Origin of the sequence: Geobacter sp. 60473 (assembly GCF_036323535.1) — a bacterium.
Taxonomy (GTDB): domain Bacteria; phylum Desulfobacterota; class Desulfuromonadia; order Geobacterales; family Geobacteraceae; genus Geobacter; species Geobacter sulfurreducens.
The window spans coordinates 490743-513239 of record NZ_AP028967.1 but is presented as its reverse complement, the minus strand read 5'-3'; the positions used below and the strand labels follow the sequence as shown (position 1 = coordinate 513239).

The window sequence follows — 22497 nt, the reverse complement described above, 5'->3', positions numbered from 1 at the left end:
GTTAACAAACAATATCCATGCCAGTCGGCGACAAATTAACTGAAACAAATTCTACAAGCCTCCTTTCCGGGCCGCCACCGAAATGGCACTCAACTTGAAAGCCGTGAACAACTGCCCAGCTCAGCACACACGAGGTCACACCACCATGGACACTTCCCGCTCCCCTGCCGCGGGCACCCACCCCCTGCTGCCGCCCCTCATCCTGGCGGCGGTCGCCCTGGGGGTCTATCTCGTTACCCTGGCCAACGGTTTTGTCTGGGACGACGGCTACATCATCGTGGAAAACCCGGCCACCCGCAGTTTCACCAGCCTGCGCGACATCCTCCTGTCGCCCGATATCGTGAAACCCTACTACCGGCCCCTCAACCGGGCATCCTACCTGCTGGACTTCCGGCTGTTCGGCATGAATCCGGCGGGATTCCACGCGGTTAACATGGTGCTCCACGCGCTGAACGTCCTGCTCGTCTACCAGCTGGGGAGGCGCCTGTTCAGTGCCGGACCGGCCGCGCTGACGGCCGCGCTGCTCTTCGCGGTGCACCCGATCAACGTGGAGACGGTTGCTTTCATCTCGGCGCGCAACAACCTCATCGCTCTCTTTTTTGCCCTGTCCTGCTTCCTGGCGTTCCTGCGGGGACGGGACACCGGCGGCTGGCCGTGGCACCCGGCCGGCGCGCTACTGCTGTTCCTGGGCCTCATGAGCAAGGAAACGGCCCTCATGGTGATCGTCCCCGTTGCCCTCTACGCCATCCGGCCATTTCACGGCGCCGACGGCAAGAAGACGGACCTGCTCCGGCGGGCGGCGGTGCTTCTCCCCTATATTATCGCCATTGTCGTGTATCTCCTGATACGGTCCGCGGCGCTCGAAGGGGTGCTCGGCACCGGCATGGCCGCGGCGGAGCTTCCCCAGCGCCTGGTCCGCAATCTGTATATCATTCCGCGCTACCTGGCCCTGTTCCTCTTCCCGGCGGGGCTCACCATCTTTCATGAGGTGCCGCCGGGCTGGGCGTCGGCCCCCTGGCTCGTGCCGGCATGGCTCGTCATCGCGGCCGGCCTGTGGCTGCTCCTGCGCCGGGGCGGCCCGGCCGCCCGCTTCGGCCTGCTCTGGCTGGGGGTCAACTTCCTGCCGGTCGCCAACATCGTGCCCATCCCCAGCTACCCCATGGCCGAACGGTTCATGTATCTGCCCGCCGCCGGGTTCTGCCTGGTTGCGGGGGCCGTGCTGGGGGGGCCGCTGTTCGACCGGTGGGGGGTGCGGGTGGGCTGGGGGGTGGTGGGGAGCATCACGCTGCTCCTGGCCCTGGTGGCCGTTGAGCGGAACCGCGACTGGCGCGACGACGTCAGCCTGTTCGCCAGCGTGGTCGAGACCGACCCCCGCTCCGCCGAGGGGTATTTCAATCTGGGCTCGGCCCTGATCGAGCGGGGGGACACGGCGGGCGCCCGCGCGGCATGGGAGCGCGCCGTCGGGATCGACCCGCGCCACTCCGGGGCCCTGGCCCAGTTGGGGACCCTGGCGGCGCGGCAGGGGGACCTGGCGGGCGCCAAGGCCCGCTATCTGGCGGCGGTCGAGGCCAATCCCGCCAATGTCATGGCCCGCTACAACCTGGGCCGCATCTATGAAATGCAGGGAGAGCCGGCCCGGGCCGCGGAGCAGTACGAGCTCTTCCTGCGTTACGTGCCGGTGGAGTACGGCGAGTACGTGCCCGAGGTGCAGGCGCGGCTCGCGAAGCTCCGCGGCACGGCGGGGGCTGCCCCTGCGCCCTGACCGGAACACCGCATTCCCCGACACCCCAACCTTCCGTCTCCGGCCGCTGCCGGCGCGGAAGCGGCACGACCGGCCATTTCGCCGCCGGCGGCCCCGACCCGGTGCCTACATGCTCAATTCACGCAGGATAGTTGTCGTGCTTCCGGCCTACAACGCCGAGAAGACGCTGGAAATGACCTACGCCGAGATTCCCTTCGAGCACGTTGACCACGTGCTGCTGGTGGACGACGCCAGCCGCGACCGGACCGCCCAGGTGGCCGAGCGGCTCGGGATCAGGACCATCGTCCACGACCGGAACAAGGGATACGGCGCCAACCAGAAGACCTGTTACCGGGCCGCCCTGGACCTGGGCGCGGACATCGTGATCATGGTCCACCCGGATTACCAGTACACCCCGAAGCTGATCACCGCCATGGCCGCCATGATCGCCTACGGCGAATTCGACGCGGTCCTGGGCTCGCGGATCCTGGGCATCGGCGCCCTGAAGGGGGGCATGCCGCTCTACAAGTACGTGGCCAACCGGGTGCTGACCCTGGTGGAGAACCTGCTGCTGAGCCACAAGCTGTCCGAGTACCATACCGGCTACCGGGCTTTTTCCCGCCAGGTGCTGGAGCAGCTCCCCCTGGATGCCAACGGCGACGACTTCGTCTTCGACAACCAGATGCTGGCCCAGATCATCTGGCACGGCTACCGGATCGGCGAGCTGAGCTGCCCGACCAAGTACTTCGAGGATGCCTCGTCCATCAATTTCCGGCGGAGCGTCATCTACGGCCTCGGGGTCCTGGGCACGGCCCTGGAGTTCAGGCTGGCGCGGATGGGCCTGATCAGGTCCGAGCGATTCACCCCCCGCAACGATCAGGCGGCGGCGCAATGACCCGCCTTTCCGCGTGCCGGGCCTGCGGCGGGCCGCTGGCCCCCTGGCTGGAGGGGGTTGCCGATCCCCAGACCGGCGAACGGTTTCACCTCACCAGGTGCGGCAGGTGCGGCCTGGGACACACGGAGCCGCACCCCGCCGACATGGCACCCTACTACGGGGCAGCCTATCACGGGGGCCGGCACGGCGTGACCGCCGCCTGGTGCGCCCGGCGCCGCATCCGGTGGGTAACCGCCGCCTGCGGGGGCGACGGCGCGGGCAGGCGCCTGCTGGATGTGGGGTGCGGGGACGGGACGTTTCTCCTGGAGGCGGGACAGCGGGGCTGGCGGACGGTGGGGACCGAGCTGAACCCGGCCGCGGCCCGGGAGGCGGGGCTCGACGTGCGCGGCAGCGTGGATGCCGCCGACGACGGCATCCCCTACGACTGCATCACCCTCTGGCACAGCCTGGAGCACATGACGGACCCCGGGAGGCTCCTGACGCGGCTCGCCGCCATGCTCGGCCCCGGCGGGGTGCTGGTGGTGGCCGTGCCGGATGCCGGCGGGCTTCAATGCGGGTTTTTCGGCCGCCACTGGCTGCACCTGGACGTGCCGAGACATCTCTACCATTTCAACCACGGGTCCCTGGGGCGGCTCCTGGCCGCTGACGGATGCGCGGTCGTCCGAACCATGCACCACGAGTTCGAGTATGACCTGATGGGGTGGCTCCAGAGCGCCCTCAACGCGCTGCTGCCGGTGCCCAACATCCTCTTTGCCGCCCTGACCGGCCGGCGCCGCCGCGGCGAGCACGGCGCTCTCACCCTGATCAGCCTCCTGCTGGCGGTACTCTTCGCGCCAGCCGCGACGCTGCTGGTGATCGGGGAAACGCTCCTGGGACGGGGCGGCACCCTGGTGATGGTCGCACAAAAAACGCCGCGCACGTGAGGGTGCGCGGCACTGTGTCCGATCGTCGCGACAGGGGGGAGGGCCGGTTCATTCCCTCGGCGCGATCGGCAACAGGGGCACCGTGCGGCCGGCGATATACCTCTCGAACTCCTCCGGCGGCAGCGGGCGGGAAAAGTAAAAGCCCTGGATTTCCTCGCAGTTCCCCTCCATCAGCAGCTTCATCTGCTCGGCGGTCTCGACCCCCTCGGCAACCACCTTCATGTGCATGTGGTGGGCTATGCCGATGATGGTGGCGACGATTGCCGCATCTTCCCGCCGCTTCACCATATCGTCGATGAACGACTTGTCGATCTTGAGGACATCCACCGGGAAACGCTTCAGGTAGTTGAGCGACGAGTAGCCGGTGCCGAAGTCGTCGATGCTGATGGTGATACCCCGCTCCCGGAGCCGGTTCATGATCTTGACCGTTTCGTCCACGTTGTGGGTCAGGGCGGTCTCGGTCAGTTCCAGCTCCACGAAGTGGGGGGAGAGCCCGCTCTGCTCGATGATCCGCACCACCCGGTCCACGAAGTCGTGGCGCACGAACTGGCGGGCGGAGATGTTGACCGACACCCGGAGGGAATCGTGGCCCATCCGGTGCCATTCCAGCGCCTGGCAGCAGGCGGTGGCCAGGACCCAGTCCCCGATTTCCACGATGAGCCCCGAATCCTCGGCGATGGGGATGAAGTCGGCGGGCGAGATCAACCCCATGTCCGGGCTGTTCCAGCGGACCAGCGCCTCCATGCCGACCACGGCGCCGGTGCCCGGTTCCAGGCGGGGCTGGTAGTGCAGGAGCATCTCCCCCTTCTCCAGGGCACGGCGCAGCCCCGTTTCAATGGTGAGGCGGGCGTTGACCTTCTGGTTCATCTCCTCGGCAAAGAACTGGAAGCTGTTCCGGCCGCTTTCCTTGATGTGGTACATGGCCGTATCGGCCTTCTTGATGAGTGCTTCCATGGTGTCGCCGTCGTCGGGGAACAGGGAGATGCCCATGCTGGCGGTAATGAATATCTCCCGCCCGCCCAGGAAAAACGGCATGGCGAGGAGGTTGCGGAAGCTCTCGGCCACGGTGACCGCATCATCCATCCGCGTCAGGTTGGTCAGGACGATGACGAATTCATCCCCTCCCAGCCGGGCAAAGGTGTCGCAGTTGCGCACGAAGGATCGGATGCGGGCCGCCACGCTGCGCAGGAGCTGGTCCCCTGCCGTGTGCCCCAGGGTGTCGTTGACCACCTTGAAGTTGTCCAGGTCGAACATGAGGAGCGCCACCATCTGCCCCCGACGGCGGGCGCCCGCGACGGCCTGATTGAGGCGGTCCTCCAGAAGCGAGCGGTTGGGGAGCCCGGTGAGGGTGTCGTGGGTTGCCTGGTGCAGGAGCTCCTCCTGGAACCGGCGGCGATCGGTGATGTCGTGGAACATGAGACAAAGGGCCTGATCGTCCCCGTGGGGGACCTGGGTGGCCATGGCCTCGACAACGAGCTCGGCGCCGTCCCGGTGACACAGGCTCAGCTCCCGCGTTTCCCGGAGGCAACGCTCCAGTTCGCTATCTACTTCCTGGACGGGACCGCTCAGGAGCGCGTGGATGTCAGCCCCGGTCAGTTCGTTTCGCGAGAAGCCGAGCAGGACGCAGGTGGCCGGATTGGCGTCGATGATCGTCCCCGCCCCCGGCTCCAGCAACAGGATCGCCTGGTTGGTCCGCTCCACCACCAGCCGGTTCCGCTCCTCGGAGCGCCGGCCCTGCTGCAGCGACTCCAGCAGCCTGCGCCAGAACAGGTTGATGATAAACGCGAAGCAGACCCCCACCACCGCGAACCAGGTCAGGAAGTAGGTGACGGCCTTTTTCCCCTCCTGGTAGATGCTGCGGGGCGCGTCGACCCTCAGAAGCAGGGCGGGTTTGCCATAGATGTCGGGAATGGCGGCATAGCCGGCGATCATTTTGCTGTCGGCGCGGCGCAGAACGACCGGCGCCCCCTGTGCCAGTTCGCCCCGGACCGCCGCGAAATCAGGGGGAAGCGTAGCATCGTCTGCGGTGTGTATCTCCAGGGGAATATGGATTGTCTCCGAGAGCCGCATCACCTCTTCTTTGTCGAGCAGGCGGCCGAGCACGAGGACACCCCGCACCGGACCGGCATACTTGCTCGTGAGCACGGGTCGGGCCGCAACCAGGAACGGGCCCTCGGGCAGGGTCACGATGCCCGAGACGTGCTGGTCCGGGGTGGTGAGGGACACGAGCTTCGCCCCGGGCTTCAGGTGCTCCTCCAGGCCGGCGGGAAGCGGTTCGTACTTTCCGGAGGCTCTGTCGAACCCCCGGCCGTAGACCACATCCGCCCTGGAATTGAGATACACCAGGGCATTCAGCCGGAGCTTGGGATATATTTCAATGGTGAGATTCGAGGCGATGAAGTCGCTGTTGCGGTCCCGGACAAACTGGTAGGCGTCGTCCCATCCCGAATAGTCGGTGCAGATCGTCGAGAGCTTGTCCAGCTCGTCGGCGATGATGCTGGTGGCCCGCTCCACGTTCTTGCACATGTCCCGGGACTCCACCTCGGTGAAACTGTCGACCAGAATGTGGCGTACGCCGAAAAAGAGAACGAGGAGAATCGCCAGGAGCAGACCGGTGATACCCAGCAGGATTTTCGCGGGGCGGCTGTACTGTGTGAAGAACGCAACCATATACCATTTTTCGGATGAACATAGAGAGTTCTTGAGGAAAAATAATCGCTATGTCTCAACTTACGGCAGGGTCGGCGGCGAGCCCCGCCGGGAGCGGAACCGCGCCACCGCCCCCGGCACCCTGTTGCGGCACCGGTTCACCGGCAGTGCCCCATGGGCTCGCTGTCGATCTCGTGCACCCGGCCGTTGCGGATGTGGACCTTGGCGCAGCTGCCGACATCCAGGCGCCCCTCGGACTGGTCGAATTCCGTGCGGGAGTCGGTGGCAACGGTGCGACCGCCGATCACCCAGGTGCCGTGCAGCCCTTGTTCCGGCCGTTCCTGGACGATGCCGTAGAATTCCGTCCGATTGTCGTCGCGGCCGCCGCGCTTGGCCAGGGCAGCGTCCGGTCCGAAGCCGAGCACCACGGCAATCATGACGGCAAGTGTGCTCCTGGCCGTGGTACCCGCTAGTGTGTGTGCGATTGACTGGCGCATGCAACACCTCCCCCTATCGTTATCCGGCCTTCCGTGAAGTCCCTGGAAGTAGTATAGACCGAATGGAGCCGCTGGCGAGGGACACTATTCTTTTTCCGGATCGCACCCATTGCCCTGTCCGGATTTTCCCCGGCAGTGTGCCGTGAAACGGCCCTTGACGGCCATCCCCTTGACAGACCACCGGCTCTCACTATACTTCATGAGATGTAATTTACCAAACGGAGGTACGCCATGATTTCAAAAGCTATCAGTGCCCAATGCCGCCACCTGCATCGGGCCGCCGTTCTTGTGGCAGTGATGTCCGCCCTTGCCGCAACCGGCTGTTCGAAGAAGGAGGCACCGCAGGCACCCGCGCCGTCCGCCGGGACGCCGCAGGCAGGGGCGCCGGCCGCCATGCCCGAGGGGATGAGCGGCCAGCAGCAAACCGCTATGGGACGGGCCATCTTCAACAAGCGGTGCGCCAGCTGCCACGGCACGGACGGCAACGGCGCGGGGAGCCGCAGCGGACCGGCACTCGACCAGGCCCAGTTCAAGTACGGCAGAACCCCCGAGGCAATCCGGGAAAGCATCGTCAAGGGACGCCCCAACGGCATGCCTGCCTTTGGAGCCTCCTTCCAGGAAATTGAAATCGACACCCTGGTCGGCTACGTGATGGGTCTCACCAAGCAGTAAATTACGTCACCCATTCGTCACGTTCCCGCCCCGAAGACACCCCCTGCCCTGACGGGAGGGCACGGGGGCCTCTCGGAGAAAACACCCCGCACGAAAGCGGGATCCAGGGGTGCTGGAAATCGGATCAATGGCATCTCAACTCAATCCAGGTGTCCCGGTGACAACAGCACAAAGTGGTGTCTTTTCAGGTGTGGAGCTCCCTTCACGGCTGAACCAAAATGCTACAACATGTGCAATCGTCATTATTTTGCACTCCGAACGCTTTTGTTTTTGACACAGAGTTTCCAATCTGATACAAAAGTGTATCAATTAACCAGAGCAGTAAGCTGGCGATAGCGATACTACTAAACCATCCGCGAGGATGGGGCGGAAAGCCCACAGGGTCTCACGAAGACAGCCGGGTTGCCGAACTATCACACCACGATAGGGCGGCGGCCCGGCTTTTTTTGTGCCGTGGCCGCGCCGGCCGGTGACGGAAGGGAGGTGACCACTAACCGATAGAGACCGGCCATGATCTACACACGACACGGATTCAGGCATCCTATTCAGGGAGGAAACTATGGCTAAAAGAATTCAGACCGTTACGAGAGGGCACATTACAGCCGCAGCGGCCCTGGTCACCGGCGTGCTGGCGGCATTCACCGCGGACGCCAATACGGGCCGGACCGCCGACGGTTCGGTACCACGCACCCCGGCCATCATAGCCACACCCGGCGAACGGACAATTCAGGCCGACCCCGCCTACCCGCTCCCCCAACCGGCAGAGCGAAAATCACGGACTGAAGCGCGCCGTTCAGGCCCCATTGACGGAGCTACGCTCTACTATACCGGCAACTGCGCCGGTTGCCACGGCACCATGGCGAACATGAAGGGAACCACGGCGGAAATGATCCGCTTCGCCATCGACAACAACGTGGGCGGCATGGGCTTTCACGTGAACCTTACCCCGGAAGAACTCCACTCCATTGCCGACGCCCTCAAATAACCGCGAAAAGGAAGGGGCCACCGCTTCCGGTGGCCCCTTCCCCACATCCCTTCAGACATGTACCCGAAAAACAACGCTCTCACCAACGTCCCGTCGTAAGTCCTGCCAATTGAAAAGGGCCACCGACTCTGGTGACCCTTTTACAGATCACATTCTCCGCTATCGATCCAATCTTCCATGAAAGTAATTGCGAGGCAGTGCGGCTGCCGGCGCTGCGACGCACGCTTCCGGCAACGTGAGGCAGCCGTGACGCCACAGCGATCGAACCGACCATAATTACCACCTGGAACGTACCAATCGGGACACTACCTTGCTACCGGCAGCCCCGCCTCCTTCCACTCGACGAACAGCGACTGGAATATTGAGGGATAGGCGAGGCCGATCAGCTTCTTGTAGGCCATGTAGCTCCGGCTGCCCGTATTGCAGTAGACAATGATCTTCTTTTCCTTGGGCAGTTGGTCGGACCGTGCCGCAAGCTGCTCGGCCGGGATATTGATGGCCGTGGGGATGTGCCCCTCCTCGAACTCCATATCATCCCTCACGTCGATCAGGACATAGTCCTGGCTGCCGGAGCGGATCATCCGGTCCAGCTCGGCTGCCGGGACTATGGTCGTCTCGATCTTCCTGCCGTAGCCCGCCCCCTTGACGATGGGGAGACCCCGCTCTTCCCAGACCGGCATCCCTTCGTTATAAACGGCAATGGCGGTGTAGCCCAGGGGTTCCACCTTTTTGGCCACCCGCTTGCTTTTGCCGCACTTGATACCGTTGCAGTAGAGAACGATGAGTTTCGCCTTGTCGGCCGGGAGTTGCGCCGAAGCGCTGTCGAAGGTCTTCTCCGGCACGTTGACCGCTCCGACGATGTGCGCTTCCGCATACTCTTCGGGGGTCCGGGCATCGATCAGCAGGAAATCCCGCTTCTCGTCGATCATGGCCTTCAGGTGGTCCGTGGTCACGACCGGGTAATCCCCGGCGGCCCAGCCGGCACCGCCGGCCAGGATGCCGAGGGCCAGGACGGCGCATGCCAGCGCACGCTGCACAATTTGTTTCATGGTTCTTCCTCCTTTGGGTGACAGGCTCGGGCAGGAACGCCCGGATTTCATACCCCCTGCGGGGGCGGCACAACATCAGACGGATCGCTTCGGCCGGACCGGGTGCCGCGGCGAATCAGCGGTGCAGCCTTTTCCACTCTTCCATGCCCCCCTCGTAATTGCGGGCAGGACCCAGGCCGGCCAGCTCGTGCACCATCAGGGCGTACGCCGACCGGATTCCCCCGGCACAGTAATAGACAACGGGCCGGTCCGCATCGACCCCGTTCCTGGCCAGAAGCCTGCGCACCTCGGCCGGAGCCAGGGGGCGGCGCTCCTTGCCCGTAAAGAACTTGTTCCAGGGGATGTGCACCGAGCCTGGGATACGTCCGGCGAGCCGCTCGAAAAAGGAGCGGGTATCGATGATCGCGACCGTGCCGAGCGAACGCTCCAGTTCGGCGGTGGTAATATCTTCCTCGGGCCGGACGGCAGAGCGGTACGTCAGGGTGCCGCCGCTGTACCGTTCATGGCCTCGCGTGAGGGGAAGTCCCGCGGCGGTCCAGGCCTGGATGCCGCCGTTGAGCATCCGCACGGGGCCCTTATGCCCGAGCCGGACCAGGACCCAGGCGGCCCAGCCCTCCCCTCCCCAGCTCTTGTCCGCATCCCCGTACACCACCACGGGAGTCCGCTCGTCGATCCCCATGGATCCCAGGGCCCGGGCGAGGTCGCGGGGCGGCCAGAGCTTGTAGGGAACCCCATTGTCGTCCGTTCTGGTGTAGTTCTCCCACGAAAAGGAACGGGCCCCGGGGATGTGACCCGCCTGCCAGTCGGAGCGCGGCCGGCCGTCGAGCACGACCCAGGTTCCGGCGGCGCGCGCCAGGGTCTGGGGCTCCATCAGCCCGAAATCGCGGGCTGATGCTCCGGAAACGGCAAGCATCACCGCAAGGACAGCCGCCGCCAGCATCAGGAGGACGAGTGCGGCGCGTCTCCCGCCGGCGGCGCCGCGGAAGGTCCGCTCCCGCGACGAGGCCACCGGGAGGCTGCGGCGCAGCCGTCTCTTCAGCAGCAACCGGTTCAGGTAGGTCCGGGGGCCGCTGGCCACCTTGACCCTGCCCGCCAGGGCGGCCTCCGGTTCGAAAAGCAGGTCCGCCACGTGGCTGGTGGGCGTGTGCGGACCGAGATACGAGGCGCAGCCGGCACAGTAGGTGATCGTCGTGCTGCCGCCGGCCTCTGCCGCGCGCAGGGAGGTCCACGCCCCGGCCAGGCGGGGCGCGGTGCAGCGGACCGCTCCCCCCTCGCCGCAGCAGAGGGTCCGGACGCCGTGGTGGGGCATCTCCCGAACACTGAGCCCGGCTGCGCCCAGCAGTGTTCTCACAGCCGCGTGCACGCCGGCGCTATCGCGCGAGATGCAGGGATCGTGAACGGTCACAGCGCCCTCGGCCTGCCTGACGCTGACGCCCGCCCGCGCCAGCACCTCGTAAACGGTGACCACCTCCAGCTCCGGGGCATAGCGGGAGAACACCTCATGGCAGTTGGGACAGGCCACCTGGACGGTCTTCACTCCCTGCGCCAGCAGGTAGGCCTTCATTTCGCCGAACATGGCCGTAAAGTGCCCGGACCGCCCCAGGTCGTGGGATGGCTTGGTGCAACAGTCGAGAACCATGCCGAGGGATGGTTCGCTGCCGCGCAGCAGGTCGAAGAGCTTCAGCGTTGTCCGGGGGCGGGTCCCCGGCAGCGCGCAGCCGGGGAAAAAGATCGTACGGCACCCGTCGGGGAGCCCGTACCAGGTGAAAAGCCTCGATGTCCCGGCCCGTTCGTAGGACAGGAGCCCCCGGTAGGAAGACAGCTGCAGCGTACCGGCATCGGCCGTGGCGCGCCGCATGGCAAGGAACAGGGCGGCAGGATCGACCCCTTCGGGGCAGACCGCGCGGCAGAGGCCGCACAGGCTGCACCCGAAGGGGAGATGGGACTGGTCCTGCCGCCGGGGGTCAAAGGATGCTGCCAGCGCCTTTGGCGTGCCGTGCTCCCGCAGGAAGGCGCATTCGGTTACGCAGATGCCGCAGGCGGTGCAACGCGTTGCCACGTCACCGGCGGACCAGGGGAAATGACTCATTTGCCCGATTCGCAGAGCTGGGGATGGGGCCACCCCTCCATCCCCTTTTCAAGGATGAAGAGCCGCTTCTCGTCCACGCCGCGGGACTTCAGGTAGTCATAGGTGTTCTTGGCGCCGCCGCCGCCCCGGGGGCAGACGATAACCACTTCATCGGCGGAGGCGTTGATCCGCTCGAGGGTCTTGTCGAGCCGCTGCTTTTCCTCGTCGCTCTTGACGGGATAGGCGTTGGTTTCGAGGGAGCCCTTGAAATGCCGCTTCTGGAACGACTCGGGGGTCTGGATGTCGACGATGACCATGGACTTGCCGCCTTCGACCCACTGCTTGAACGTGTCCTGATTCACATACCGGTAATCGGCCGCCAGCACCGCCACCGCGAAGGCCACCACCATCATTGCTGCCAGCACTACTGCTTTTTTCATGCATGTCTCCTTTTTTACGTGCCCGCGGCCGCGCCGCGGCATCACACAATCAAAACCCATTACAGGCGAATGACCGAACCGGCCGTGAGCATCGCCTCGGCCGTGGTGAACATGTTGGTTACCGTTCCGGCCGCGAGCTTCTCCTTGCAGTGGAAGAAGTCGAGGCAGACGCCGCAGGAAAGGACCTCCACCCCCCGGTTGCCCAGGTGCTCCAGCGCCTGTAGCACCTCCGACCCTTCGGTGGTGAGGAGCACGCCCGAGTTGAGGAACATCATCCGGTCCGGGAGACTTTCCTGGTCGAGCAGCGTAATGATGAAGTTCTTCATCAGGAGCCGGCCGAGCTCCTCGGGGCCGTCGCCCAGGCGGTCAGAGGTGATGAGCATGACCGTCCGTCCCTGCCGCGCGGGGTTCTCCGCCGGGGCCGAAGGGGCGCCCTCCCCGCTGCCGATGGTGATGGCAAAGCCGCCGTCCGCCTCCTCGACAGCCACCCTGAATCCCCGGTTGGCGGCGAAGCGGGCCACGTTCTCGCGGGGCGCCCCCGCATCGACGAGCACCCGCACGGTCTCTCCGCCTGCCTCCTCCAGTGCCCGCTTGGTGGTCACCACCGGAGCCGGGCACGCCATATTCCTGCAATCGATCGTTTTCATGCGAGCTGTAACCTTCCTACATCCAGAGGACCCAGGAGTCCTGGATGTTCTTCATGAGCCAGTCGCCGGCGGCCTTTTCCACGAAATCGAACTTGTCGCCTCCCACGGCGCCGGCATATTCGGCGCACGGCGGGCAGACGCCGAACCAGGCCCCCTTGTCCTTGAGCTTTTTCATGATGCTTTCGGCATTGCCGAACTTCTTGAAGATGGGGGATTCGATCCGCCCGGCCTTGTTGCTGTTGGCCAGTTCGGCCCCTTCCAGGGTCATCCAGACGTGGAGCTTGCCCCAGCCCTTGTCGGCAACCACCTGGGCCATGAGCAGGGCAAAGACGGCACGGTTCGGGTCATTGCCGCCATTGGTGATGACGATGACGTACTTGCCCTTGCCTTCCGGGTCCCCCGCAAATGCCTGGCCCCCCATGAGCCCGGCAAGACCGGCCGCGCCGAGCCCCATGCCGATGGTCCTGAGGAAGTCGCCCCGCGAAACCGCTTCCATTGCCGAAGATTCCGGGCACTCCGTTTCTTCACTTTTCATGAGAATCCCTCCGTGTTAAATTCATAATATAAAACTGTGCAAATTATCGACTAATTGACAGAATCAGGTCAAATTGATAATTTTCATATATCAAATAAGACCAATCGAGAAAGGCGATACCACGCCATGAATCTGAAGCAGCTCGAAGTATTCCTTGCCGTCGCCGAGAGCGGCAGTTTCTCCCGCGGCGCCGAAGCCACCTTCCTTACCCAATCCACCGTGAGCCAGCACATTGCCGCCCTGGAGAGCGAGGTGGGCGTGCGGCTCCTGGACCGGACGAGCCGCGGGGCGCTCCTCACCGAGGGGGGGAAAATCCTGCTGGAGCACGCCCGGAAAGTGGTGGCGGGCAGCCGCGAGATCAGCAAAGTCATGCGGCGGTTCCGGGGACTTGAGGAGGCTGAGCTGCGCATCGGCGGCAGCACCATTCCGGCCGACTACATGATTCCCGCCATGCTCGCCTCGTTCCTGGGCCGGCACCCCGGCATCCGGGTGACGCTGCTCCAGGGGGACAGCCGCGACATCCTGGAACGGATCGAGCGGGAGGACGCGGAGGTGGGCATCATCGGCAGCCGTTTCGACGAGGAGGGGTTCACCTTCACCCCCCTCGGACGGGACGAGATACGACTCATCGCCGCCCCGGACCATCCTCTGGCAGGGACCGGAGCCGTTCCTCTCGCCGAACTGGCGAACCACGGCTTCGTCTTCCGCGAGCTGGGTTCGGGCACGGCCAAGAGCGTTGCCGAGGCGCTGGCGGAGGCGGGCCTGCCCGCCGAGAAGCTCCACGTCCGCGCCTGTCTGGGAAGCAACGAGGCGGTCAAGCAGGCCGTTGCGGCGGGACTCGGCCTGTCGTTCGTGTCGGAGCTGTCGGTGCGCAAGGAGCTCGCCCGGGGCGAACTGGTCGAACTGCCGGTGGAGGGGCTGACCATTGACCGGACCTTTTATCTCGTCGCCCGTACCGGCCGGGAACTCTCCCCCCCGGCAGTGGCCTTCATCGGCGAACTGACCGGAACCCGGCTCGCCTGACCCGCGGGTCGGCGCTCCCTCCAATCGCGTACCATGGAAAAGATTCTCATCATAGACGACGAGGCGTTCATCCGCGAAAACGTGGAGCGGATCCTCACCGACGACGGCTATCAGGTTCTTTGCGCCGCCTCCGGTACGGAGGCCCGTGAGATCGTTGCCGACGAGGACGTGGACCTGGTCCTGCTGGACCTGAACCTGGGCACCGAGGACGGCATCGAGGTCCTCAAGGAGTTGAAGCTCCTGGACCCTGAACTCCTCGTCATCATCATAACCGGCTTCGGCTCGGTGGAGAGCGCCGTGGACGCCCTGAAGCTGGGCGCGTTCCACTACATGAAGAAACCCTTCAAGGCGGACGCCCTGCGGGTCATCGTGAAGCTCGCGCTCCAGACCCAGACCCTGCGGCGCGAGGTCCGCAACCTCCGCAAGGGGGATCTGACCCTGTTCGAAAACGTCCCCTTGGTGGGGGCCGGCGAGGGGCTGAAGGAGATCATCCGCCAGGTCAAGGAGGTGGCCCGCTTCCCCCTCTCCACGGTCCTCATCACCGGCGAGTCGGGCACCGGCAAGGAACTGGTGGCGCGCACCATCCACCACCTCTCGGACCGGCGCGAAGCCCCCTTCGTCGCCATCAACTGCGCGTCCATGCCGGTTTCACTGCTGGAAAGCGAACTCTTCGGCCACGAGAAGGGGGCGTTCACCGACGCCCGCCAGCGCAAGCCGGGTCTCTTTGAAGAAGCCCAAAAGGGGACCATCTTTCTGGACGAGATCGGCGAGATGGATGTCTCGATCCAGGCCAAGCTGCTGCGGGTGCTGGAAGACCGGAAGATCAGGCGGGTCGGCGGAACGCGGAACATCGACATCGACGTGCGGGTGATCGCGGCCACCAATCGCAACCTGCGCGACGCCATCCGCGAAGGGAACTTCAGGGAAGACCTCTACTACCGTCTCAACGTTTTTCCCATCCACATCCCGCCGCTGCGGGAGCGGAAAGAGGATATCCCGGTCCTGGCGAAATTCTACCTGGACCGTTACGGCCGCACCTTCAACCGCAGCTTCCAGATCATCTCGCCCGAGGCCCTGCGACTGCTGGAAACGCACCCCTGGCCCGGCAACATCCGCGAGATGAAAAACGTCATCGAGCGGATCTGCATCATGCACGACGGCCCGGAACTGACCCCGAACCACCTGCCGCCCGAAATCAAGCAGGCCGAGGGGATCGTTGCCCCGCCGGCCTCGGATGTGACCGCGGATCTGGCCCAGGGGCTCGAAGCGGCCACCGACCGCTACGAAAAGCAGCTCATCGCTGCGGCCCTGGCCATGACCGGCAACAACGTGCTGCAGGCGGCCCAGATTCTCAAGATTCCGCGCGGAACGCTGCGCTACAAGATGACACGGCACGGGCTGCACGGGGGGGGACGCGACGGGGGATAGGAAACGGCAGGTGCTGCGGGGTCAGAATTCCGCGACGATCAGCTCTGCCAGGGGCTTGCGGTCCGAGTGGTGGGGAACCCCGGCCGGACGGCCCACGGCGATCACCGCCATGAGCTCCAGGTTCGGAGGGAGCCCCAGCAGGTCGCGCACCTGACCGGCGCTCTTCAGGATCTCGCCCAGCCACACGGCCCCGAGCCCCAGGGCGTGGGCCGCGAGCAGCATGTTCTGGAGGCAGGCCCCGATGGCCTGATGATCCTTGGCCTCGTGGTACATGGCGTCCCGGTCGCAGAATACCGCAATGCTGACCGGCGCCCCTTCCACGATGTGGCGGTAGCGGGTGAGCCCCGCCAGGGACCGGAGCTTTTCCCGGTCGCGGACCACGGCGAACCGCCACGGCTGATTGTTGAGCCCGGACGGTGCCCATGCCCCGGCCCGGAGGATATCCTCCACCTCTGCGGGGCTCACCGGTTCATCGGTGAATTGCCGCACGCTGCGGCGCGAAAGAATTCCCTCGAGCAGTTCCATCAGCGCATCAACCGCCACAGGTAGATGAACGATCCTCCCACCGTCATGGCCGAAACGAGGCTCATGGCCTGGTGGACCGACATGGAGAAGGCTATCCGTCCCGGAAAGTCGGCCGCGTTGGAAGCCCCGCCCAGGAACTCGATCAGGTCAACCCACTCCGGGTCCCACTGGTAGACCTGGAGGTAGAGGGCCGACCCCTTCCAGAGGAACAGGCAGACAAAGGCAACCCCGAAGGCGATGAATCCGCCGGAGATGGGGGAGTCCTTGATCTGGCGGTATATCTTCAGAATCATGTCGAAGTTGACGATGGAAAGAAAGACCCAGTTGGCGTTGTCGATCATCCTGATCTGGCGCAGGACGTAATCGGACGGCGGCGGGTTGGTGTAAATGAGCAGGGCCGACAGTGCGATGGCCCCCACGGTCAGGATGGCGACGGTGCGCTTGCTGCCGGTTATCTCGAGGGTCCGGGTGAAGAGGTAGTACTCCCGGAACCCGAATGTCAGGACAATGATGGCGATGGTGCTGATCACGTAGTGGATCGCCGCCAGATGGTGGTACATTGAAAAGGGGTTCAGTGCGTAGGCCTGGCTGAAGAAAATGAGGCAGAAGCCGATGGCGATGCTTGTCCAGAGGCGGGCATTGCCGATGCTGAAATAGATGCTGATTATGGCGGCGATCAGCCAGAAGAAGACCTCAACGATAGTCACTATGGTGACATTATGGAGAAACTCCACGTCAACCTCCCGTCAATTGGCTTACACCGGCACCAGGGCCCTCTCCGCGAAACGGAAGCTTCTCCGGAGAGTTACGACCATGGCAGATCCTTCGCACTACCTCGTCCTGTATAATACAACTCGTTAGGTAATGCAAATCTACAATTTACATGCCAATCCGTCCCTCCGGCATAAACTACGCGGCACCGGTCAGCGTTCGAGACGCACGGCCGCCACGAGTTCTTCCAGTTCGAGTCCGCTCCCGACCACAACCCCCAGGCTGCCGTCATCCTCGCGGCGATAGAGGTCGAAGAGGGGGCGGCGTTGCCCGTCCTCTCCCTTGACGCTCTTGGCGGTGACGATCCCCACCCGGGCGAGCTGGGGCTGGGAGCAGGAGTTGGGGCAGCCGGATATGGACCAGCGGAGCGCCGCGGCGTCGTCACCCATGGCGCCGATGATGGCCCGGGCCACGTCCCTGGTCGGCGCGAGCCCCATGGCGCATTCGTGGCTGCCGGGGCAGATGCGGAAGGCTACCCGCTGTTCGGGGCGGTCCGCAGCGAATCCGGCGGCGGCCACGGCGTCGAGGGCATCCTGACGGCGCCCGCCCTCGGGCAGGAGGAAGCGCACGTTCTGATCACCGGTAAGCACCATGAAGCCGCCGGCAACGTCACGGGCCACGGCGGCGAGGGCCCGCAGGCCGCCCGTTGTCAGTTCGCCGGCAAAGACCGGTGCCTCCACGCAGACGCCGCCGGCGGCGACGGACGGGAACAGCTCGCCGCTGAAGAAGTCGGCCAGGGGCAGGGGCTGGTCTCCCCGGCGCTCCGCCACCAGGGCGAGGAATTTCTCACGGCCCAGGTCGCGGACCAGATGCTTGAGACGCTTTCCCTTGGGCGCACGCTCCTTGTAGACCCGGACAATGGCTTCCACCAGGGGGATGATCCGATCCTCGGCCACCGCCTCCTCCACCAGGAATGCCGGCGAGGGTTCCCGGCCGAGGCCGCCGGCTGCCCAGACATCGTAGCGCGGTGCATCGGCCTCGTTCTCCCGGTGCACGAGCGACAGATCCTGGATCAGGTGACGCCCTTCGTTGTCGCCGGTAAAAACGCCGATCTTGAATTTTTTAGGCAGCGCCTCGAAATGGGGATTGCGGGTAAAGTGCAGATGGAGCTTGTGGGCCAGCGACTGAACCAGGGGCCAGGCCGCGGCAGTGACCGAGCCGCAGACCACCCCGCGCACTGCCCCGCCGCAGGCGCCGCGGGTGGTGAGGCCCACGGCGGCAAGGCCACGCCAGACCGATGGGAGGTGATCCTCGGTGAGACCGTGCAGCTCGATGCTTCCCCTGGTGGTAAGATGGAGCAGGCCGCCGGCGAACCGGTCGGCGATGTCGGCCACCGCCTCGGCCTGCTCCGCTGAAAGAATGCCCGCCGGCACCTTTATCCGGAGCATGAAGGTCCCGGGTTGACGCTGGGCATACACGCCGTCAATCCTGAGCTGTTGCGGATCGAATCGCATTGTCTACCTCTTTGGTAAATAATTTTACCAAAGAGTACCACAAACAATTCTGCACTTTAAACAACAAAATACTTACCCCAACACACTGTACTATTCCCGATCGTCTTTGCCGTACTTTTTTCGATCTTTTCCCTGCCCCTCGTCCCGCCGCTCACTGGCCGGGCGCTGTCGTTCGGGCTCACGGGCCTGTTCCGGCCGGGGAGCGGGACGGTCCGAGACTTCCCGCCCCTGGTTGCCGGCGCTGCCGGGGGGCGCCGGCGCTACCTGCGGTGCCTGCTTCTCAGGGGCGGGGGCCTGCCTTCTCATCTCCGGCACCTGCTTCTTTGCCTCCGGCACCTGCTTTCTTGTGTCGGGTGCGGGCGTCTTCACCTGGGGCAGCCGCTGCTGGACGCGGGGCTGGCGCACCGCGTCATCCGGGCGCGGCCGGGGGGACGGCTCCTTGCCGGGAACGGCGCGCGGTGCCGGGGGCGCGGGCGCGTTGTGTCCCTTCCCTTCTGGCAACCGTTCGCGACCGGCGGGGAGCCCGGCACCTTTTCCGCCCTGCCGACCGCTGGACGGCGCCGGTGCCGCCTCCTGGCGACGCGGCGTTTCGCGGCGCTTCACCCGCATTTCGTCGGCCTGCCGGCCGGGGCTGAAGACCGATCCCGCATCGCCGGGAACCGTGCGGCGGTCGCGCCGCACCTCCTCCGGCTTCAGCTTCCTGATGCGCTCCGGCGGCTGCCGTTCGGGGGCTATCCGCTTGTCGATCGGCCGCCTGGTTTCCCGGGCGGGCCTGATGGCCGGGGGACCCACCTCGACCCTGGCGGAGATGAACGGGTTCTCCCGCGCAATCGAACGCCCTCTCCTCCTCGTGATGAAGGTGTCCCGGTCGATGACGGTGACGGCGTTACGGACGTGGATGTGGCGGTATGTGCGGACCACTACCGGATTCACCGCCACGTTCGTGATATCGACGCTGAAGGGGCCGTAAAAGCCGATGCCGTAGTAAATCTCCCCTGGCGCCAGCGGGACCCAGGCCACGGTGTCAGAGCTGTACACCCACCCCACGTACCCCGGCCCCCAGTAGGCGGCGCCGCGGGAGGGAGGCACCCAGCACCAGCCGACCCGGGACACGAATACCCACCGCCCGTAATGGTAGGGCGCCCACCCCCAGGGCTCATAGGAGATCCAGACGTAGGAGCCGCGCACCCACGTCCACCGCCCCAGCCGATAGGGGGCCCAGTCCACGGCGGCTGAGACCCGGGGCGACCAGACGTAGCCGTACTCTCTCGCGTAGAGCCACCGGCCGTTGGCGTCCAGGTCAGCCGCGTAGTCGTCCAACTCGTCGGGAACGTAACGGAGGCTTTCGGCCGCATCGGCCAGCAGCCGGTCCCGCTTCCGGTTCCAGGTTTCCCACTCGTCGGGTGAGCCGATCGGAGCGATCTCGGCCAGTTCATCGGCCGTCAGCCGCAGCTCGCTGCCGGCGGAGACGCGCGTCGTGCCCTGGCGGGTCTCCACCACGGCATAGCCCTTGATCACCGCCACGACCGCGGTCCCAGCGCTCACGGCGTCAACCATGACGATGGAGTTGTCGTAAATGCCGGTCGAGGCGTAGGGGGTGTCGACCCGGATGCGGTCGACCCCGCCCTTGCGATTGGTGAGATAGGCCCGTCCTTCGGTCAGGCTGAGCTGGAACGATTCCCGACCCAGGTCGACGATGTCGAGGGCGGTCCGGGCATCGACCCGCACCTGAACTCCTCCCCGCACCTGGATCTCCGCCCGGCTCCCGTCCGGCGACCAGAGCCGGTCTCCTTCGGCCAGCGGCATATTGACCGCCGCCGCTACCCACTCATTGGTGTCCTCGGTGAGTATCTGCACGTCTCCCGCCACCAGCGAAAGCCGGGCAGTACCAAGCTCGGCCGCGCCGACAACCGACGCAACCCAGAGGATCACAATGGCGCACAACGCTGCTGCGCGACTCACGATTCCCATGATCAACCTCCCCTCAGGCGTCCCGTGCGGGACACCGGGCTGTTTCACAATTGTAGCGACGGACGGGCGGGGCGCAACGCACCCTCCATCCATCTGGCAAAGACCGCTCCTTTTCGCTATACTGTCGGACAATTCGCGTCCCGGAGGTCCCATGGCCCGCCCCCCCCTCGACCAGGTCCGCACCATCGGCATCATCTCCCACATCGACGCCGGCAAGACCACGGTGTCCGAACGCATCCTCTTCTACACTGGTGAAACCCACAAGATGGGGGAAGTCCACGACGGCGAAGCGGTCATGGACTGGATGCCCCAAGAGCAGGAGCGGGGAATCACCATCACCTCCACCGCCACCGTCTGCACCTGGCACAACCACCGGCTCAACCTGGTGGACACGCCCGGACACATCGATTTCACCATTGAAGTGGAACGGAGCCTCAGGGTCCTCGACGGCGCAGTGACCATCTTCAGCGCCGTGGAGGGGGTCCAGCCCCAGAGCGAATCGGTCTGGCGCCAGGCGGACCGCTACGGGGTCCCCCGCATCTGCTTCATCAACAAGATGGACCGGGTCGGCGCCGACCTGCGGGGCACCCTGCGCCAGATGGAAGAGAAGCTCAAGGCCCGGCCGGTGCTCCTCCAACTCCCTGTGGGCGAAGAAACCGGCTTCCGCGGGGTGATCGACCTCCTTGCCGGGGAGCTGATTACCTTTGGCGAAGGGGACCAGGGGCGGACGGTCAGCCGGGTTCCCGTGCCGGCGGACCTGCTGGACGCGGCCCGCGAGGGCCGGGATGCCGTTGCCGAGGCGGCCGCCGATTTCGACGACGCCATCCTCGCCGATCTCCTGGAGGACAAGGATATCACCGCCGCCCGGCTGCGGGGCGCGCTCAGGCTCGGGGTCCTGGCCTGCCGCATCTTCCCGGTGCTCCTGGGCTCGGCGCTCCGGAACAAAGGGATCCAGCCGCTGCTGGACGCCGTGGTCGACTTTCTCCCCTCCCCCCTTGACGTCCCTCCTGCAAAGGGCAAACGTCCCGGCAGCGAAACCGTTGACGAACTCCCCTGCGACCCCGGCGGCCCCTTCTGCGCCCTGGCCTTCAAGGTCCAGTCGGAGGAGGGACGCAAGCTCACCTATCTCCGGGTCTATTCGGGCACCATCAAGGCGGGCGGCGCGGTCTGGAACAGCTCCCGGGGGTGCTTCGAGAAGCTCGCCCGGCTCTTCCGGATGCATGCTCACAAGCGGGAACAGATCGAGGAGGCGGCCGCCGGCGACATCGTGGCGGCGGCAGGGCTCAAGGAGGTGCTGACCGGCGACACCCTCTGCGACCCGGCCCACCGGATCGCGCTGGAGGGACTGGCCGTGCCTGAGCCGGTGGTATCGCTGGCGGTGGAGGCGCGTGGGGTCGATGACCGGGACAAGCTCCTGCCGGCCCTGGAGAAGCTCCAGTGGGAAGACCCCACCTTCCGGGTCCACGAGGACGAAGAGACGGGGCAGACCATTCTCACCGGCATGGGTGAACTCCACCTGGAAGTGGTTGTGGACCGGTTGCAGAGGGAATTCGGCGTGGGGGTGAAGACCGGACGGCCCCAGGTGGTCTACCGGGAAACCATCGCCCGGGCGGTGGAGCGGCGGGAGATCTTCCGGGCCGAGCACGAGGGAAAGGCCCAGGGGGGGGAGGTTCTGCTGCAGCTGTCGCCCCTGCCGCGGGGGGCCGGGGTGCGGGTGAACGTGCCGGACGCCGCGGACCTGGGCATCGGCAAGGAGTTGCGGGACGCGGTGGCCGACAGCATCGGCCGGGCCTGCTCTGCCGGGTCCCGCACCGGCTACCCCCTCACCGATCTGGAGGTGCGGGTGGCGGCGATTCCGGTGGAGCCGGGCGTCACCACCGACGCGGGGGTGCGGGCGGCGACGGGCAGGGGGCTCATGCTGGCGGCCCGGGACGCGGGGCTCACGCTCCTGGAACCGGTCATGAACCTGGAAATCGTCATCCCGGCCGATTATGCCGGCAAAGTCCTCGGATCGGTCCAGCAGAAGCGGGGACGGATCGAAGGGATCAGCAGCCAGGGCGACACGGAAACCATCCGGGCGTCGGTCCCCCTGGCGGAGATGTTCGGCTACATGACCGAACTGCGCAGCGCCACCAAGGGTCGCGGCACCTACACCATGGAATTCTCCCACCACGACCGGGCCCCGATCGAGGTACTGCGGCGCTTCGGCCTGGAGGCGTGAACC

19 protein-coding genes and 1 riboswitch are annotated in these 22497 nt (G+C 65.5%); of the genes, 8 read left to right on the top strand and 11 right to left on the bottom strand.

Going from position 1 to position 22497, the window contains the following annotated elements; translation table 11 throughout:
• Nucleotides 1-145 precede the first annotated feature (145 nt).
• From AABA48_RS02380 to AABA48_RS02370, 3 genes are all read left to right on the top strand, one after another.
• Nucleotides 146-1762, top strand: coding sequence for a tetratricopeptide repeat protein (locus AABA48_RS02380; protein ID WP_338270945.1), 1617 nt, complete (start codon nucleotides 146-148; stop codon nucleotides 1760-1762).
• A gap of 109 nt (nucleotides 1763-1871) precedes the next feature.
• Nucleotides 1872-2636, top strand: coding sequence for a glycosyltransferase family 2 protein (locus AABA48_RS02375; RefSeq protein WP_039643434.1), 765 nt, complete (start codon nucleotides 1872-1874; stop codon nucleotides 2634-2636).
• Nucleotides 2633-3559, top strand: a complete 927-nt coding sequence (locus AABA48_RS02370; protein WP_324310808.1) for a class I SAM-dependent methyltransferase — start codon at nucleotides 2633-2635, stop codon at nucleotides 3557-3559. Before AABA48_RS02375 ends, AABA48_RS02370 begins: the two co-directional genes overlap by 4 nt.
• A gap of 48 nt (nucleotides 3560-3607) precedes the next feature.
• Here the strand turns inward: AABA48_RS02370 and AABA48_RS02365 are convergent, their stop codons facing one another.
• Nucleotides 3608-6229, bottom strand: coding sequence for a bifunctional diguanylate cyclase/phosphodiesterase (locus AABA48_RS02365; RefSeq protein WP_286351942.1), 2622 nt, complete (start codon nucleotides 6227-6229; stop codon nucleotides 3608-3610).
• A 137-nt stretch (nucleotides 6230-6366) separates the two neighbouring features.
• A complete protein-coding gene (locus AABA48_RS02360) occupies nucleotides 6367-6705 on the bottom strand; it encodes a hypothetical protein (RefSeq protein ID WP_286351941.1) in 339 nt (112 codons plus the stop codon).
• Between the two features lie 231 nt (nucleotides 6706-6936).
• On the opposite strand from AABA48_RS02360, the gene AABA48_RS02355 reads away from it, so the two are divergent.
• On the top strand, nucleotides 6937-7377 hold the full coding sequence (locus AABA48_RS02355) for a c-type cytochrome (RefSeq protein WP_286351940.1): 441 nt from the start codon (nucleotides 6937-6939) through the stop codon (nucleotides 7375-7377).
• A 333-nt stretch (nucleotides 7378-7710) separates the two neighbouring features.
• Nucleotides 7711-7787: riboswitch (cyclic di-GMP riboswitch) on the top strand.
• A 149-nt stretch (nucleotides 7788-7936) separates the two neighbouring features.
• Complete coding sequence (locus AABA48_RS02350) at nucleotides 7937-8362, top strand: c-type cytochrome (protein ID WP_286351939.1); 426 nt, start codon at nucleotides 7937-7939, stop codon at nucleotides 8360-8362.
• A gap of 305 nt (nucleotides 8363-8667) precedes the next feature.
• On the opposite strand, the gene AABA48_RS02345 is transcribed toward AABA48_RS02350, so the two are convergent.
• The 5 genes from AABA48_RS02345 to AABA48_RS02325 all read right to left on the bottom strand — a co-directional run bounded on the left by AABA48_RS02345 (nucleotide 8668) and on the right by AABA48_RS02325 (nucleotide 13101).
• The gene (locus tag AABA48_RS02345; protein ID WP_010943153.1) at nucleotides 8668-9411 is read right to left on the bottom strand and encodes a rhodanese-like domain-containing protein; all 744 of its coding nucleotides are present in this window, start codon (nucleotides 9409-9411) and stop codon (nucleotides 8668-8670) included.
• A 115-nt stretch (nucleotides 9412-9526) separates the two neighbouring features.
• Nucleotides 9527-11500, bottom strand: coding sequence for a rhodanese-like domain-containing protein (locus tag AABA48_RS02340; RefSeq protein WP_338270941.1), 1974 nt, complete (start codon nucleotides 11498-11500; stop codon nucleotides 9527-9529).
• Nucleotides 11497-11919, bottom strand: a complete 423-nt coding sequence (locus AABA48_RS02335) for a rhodanese-like domain-containing protein (protein ID WP_286351937.1) — start codon at nucleotides 11917-11919, stop codon at nucleotides 11497-11499. The genes AABA48_RS02340 and AABA48_RS02335 overlap by 4 nt, the downstream gene beginning before the upstream one ends.
• A 59-nt stretch (nucleotides 11920-11978) precedes the next feature.
• Nucleotides 11979-12566: a sulfurtransferase-like selenium metabolism protein YedF gene (yedF, locus tag AABA48_RS02330; protein WP_119333257.1), complete on the bottom strand. Its 588-nt coding sequence runs from the start codon at nucleotides 12564-12566 to the stop codon at nucleotides 11979-11981.
• Nucleotides 12567-12582: 16 nt separating this feature from the next.
• Nucleotides 12583-13101, bottom strand: a complete 519-nt coding sequence (locus tag AABA48_RS02325; RefSeq protein ID WP_286351936.1) for a DsrE family protein — start codon at nucleotides 13099-13101, stop codon at nucleotides 12583-12585.
• A 126-nt stretch (nucleotides 13102-13227) separates the two neighbouring features.
• On the opposite strand from AABA48_RS02325, the gene AABA48_RS02320 reads away from it, so the two are divergent.
• Both AABA48_RS02320 and AABA48_RS02315 read left to right on the top strand, forming a co-directional pair.
• Nucleotides 13228-14124 (top strand): selenium metabolism-associated LysR family transcriptional regulator, encoded by an 897-nt coding sequence (locus AABA48_RS02320; protein WP_324310796.1) that lies wholly within the window; start codon nucleotides 13228-13230, stop codon nucleotides 14122-14124.
• A gap of 33 nt (nucleotides 14125-14157) precedes the next feature.
• On the top strand, nucleotides 14158-15552 hold the full coding sequence (locus tag AABA48_RS02315) for a sigma-54-dependent transcriptional regulator (RefSeq protein ID WP_338270938.1): 1395 nt from the start codon (nucleotides 14158-14160) through the stop codon (nucleotides 15550-15552).
• 21 nt (nucleotides 15553-15573) lie between these two features.
• Here the strand turns inward: AABA48_RS02315 and AABA48_RS02310 are convergent, their stop codons facing one another.
• From AABA48_RS02310 to AABA48_RS02295, 4 genes are all read right to left on the bottom strand, one after another.
• Nucleotides 15574-16077: a nitroreductase gene (locus tag AABA48_RS02310; RefSeq protein ID WP_324310792.1), complete on the bottom strand. Its 504-nt coding sequence runs from the start codon at nucleotides 16075-16077 to the stop codon at nucleotides 15574-15576.
• The gene (locus AABA48_RS02305) at nucleotides 16077-16811 is read right to left on the bottom strand and encodes a hypothetical protein (protein WP_286351932.1); all 735 of its coding nucleotides are present in this window, start codon (nucleotides 16809-16811) and stop codon (nucleotides 16077-16079) included. The genes AABA48_RS02310 and AABA48_RS02305 overlap by 1 nt, the downstream gene beginning before the upstream one ends.
• A gap of 189 nt (nucleotides 16812-17000) precedes the next feature.
• Complete coding sequence (locus AABA48_RS02300; protein ID WP_338270937.1) at nucleotides 17001-18302, bottom strand: nitrite/sulfite reductase; 1302 nt, start codon at nucleotides 18300-18302, stop codon at nucleotides 17001-17003.
• Nucleotides 18303-18392: 90 nt separating this feature from the next.
• Nucleotides 18393-20273 (bottom strand): DUF6600 domain-containing protein, encoded by a 1881-nt coding sequence (locus AABA48_RS02295; protein ID WP_338270935.1) that lies wholly within the window; start codon nucleotides 20271-20273, stop codon nucleotides 18393-18395.
• A 151-nt stretch (nucleotides 20274-20424) separates the two neighbouring features.
• Here AABA48_RS02295 and fusA point away from each other — a divergent pair, with 151 nt between their 5' ends.
• Nucleotides 20425-22494 carry an elongation factor G gene (gene fusA, locus AABA48_RS02290; protein ID WP_338270933.1) on the top strand — a complete coding sequence of 690 codons (2070 nt, stop codon included), beginning with the start codon at nucleotides 20425-20427 and terminating at the stop codon, nucleotides 22492-22494.
• The last annotated feature ends 3 nt before the right edge of the window (nucleotides 22495-22497 follow it).

Excerpts from the sequence above, each read along its gene's own strand:
- AABA48_RS02380 (WP_338270945.1), top strand. The coding sequence starts at position 146 with ATGGACACTTCCCGCTCCCCTGCCGCGGGCACCCACCCCCTGCTGCCG.
- AABA48_RS02375 (WP_039643434.1), top strand. The coding sequence starts at position 1,872 with ATGCTCAATTCACGCAGGATAGTTGTCGTGCTTCCGGCCTACAACGCC.
- AABA48_RS02370 (WP_324310808.1), top strand. The coding sequence starts at position 2,633 with ATGACCCGCCTTTCCGCGTGCCGGGCCTGCGGCGGGCCGCTGGCCCCC.
- AABA48_RS02365 (WP_286351942.1), bottom strand. The coding sequence starts at position 6,229 with ATGGTTGCGTTCTTCACACAGTACAGCCGCCCCGCGAAAATCCTGCTG.
- AABA48_RS02360 (WP_286351941.1), bottom strand. The coding sequence starts at position 6,705 with ATGCGCCAGTCAATCGCACACACACTAGCGGGTACCACGGCCAGGAGC.
- AABA48_RS02355 (WP_286351940.1), top strand. The coding sequence starts at position 6,937 with ATGATTTCAAAAGCTATCAGTGCCCAATGCCGCCACCTGCATCGGGCC.
- AABA48_RS02350 (WP_286351939.1), top strand. The coding sequence starts at position 7,937 with ATGGCTAAAAGAATTCAGACCGTTACGAGAGGGCACATTACAGCCGCA.
- AABA48_RS02345 (WP_010943153.1), bottom strand. The coding sequence starts at position 9,411 with ATGAAACAAATTGTGCAGCGTGCGCTGGCATGCGCCGTCCTGGCCCTC.
- AABA48_RS02340 (WP_338270941.1), bottom strand. The coding sequence starts at position 11,500 with ATGAGTCATTTCCCCTGGTCCGCCGGTGACGTGGCAACGCGTTGCACC.
- AABA48_RS02335 (WP_286351937.1), bottom strand. The coding sequence starts at position 11,919 with ATGAAAAAAGCAGTAGTGCTGGCAGCAATGATGGTGGTGGCCTTCGCG.
- yedF (WP_119333257.1), bottom strand. The coding sequence starts at position 12,566 with ATGAAAACGATCGATTGCAGGAATATGGCGTGCCCGGCTCCGGTGGTG.
- AABA48_RS02325 (WP_286351936.1), bottom strand. The coding sequence starts at position 13,101 with ATGAAAAGTGAAGAAACGGAGTGCCCGGAATCTTCGGCAATGGAAGCG.
- AABA48_RS02320 (WP_324310796.1), top strand. The coding sequence starts at position 13,228 with ATGAATCTGAAGCAGCTCGAAGTATTCCTTGCCGTCGCCGAGAGCGGC.
- AABA48_RS02315 (WP_338270938.1), top strand. The coding sequence starts at position 14,158 with ATGGAAAAGATTCTCATCATAGACGACGAGGCGTTCATCCGCGAAAAC.
- AABA48_RS02310 (WP_324310792.1), bottom strand. The coding sequence starts at position 16,077 with ATGGAACTGCTCGAGGGAATTCTTTCGCGCCGCAGCGTGCGGCAATTC.
- AABA48_RS02300 (WP_338270937.1), bottom strand. The coding sequence starts at position 18,302 with ATGCGATTCGATCCGCAACAGCTCAGGATTGACGGCGTGTATGCCCAG.
- AABA48_RS02295 (WP_338270935.1), bottom strand. The coding sequence starts at position 20,273 with ATGGGAATCGTGAGTCGCGCAGCAGCGTTGTGCGCCATTGTGATCCTC.
- fusA (WP_338270933.1), top strand. The coding sequence starts at position 20,425 with ATGGCCCGCCCCCCCCTCGACCAGGTCCGCACCATCGGCATCATCTCC.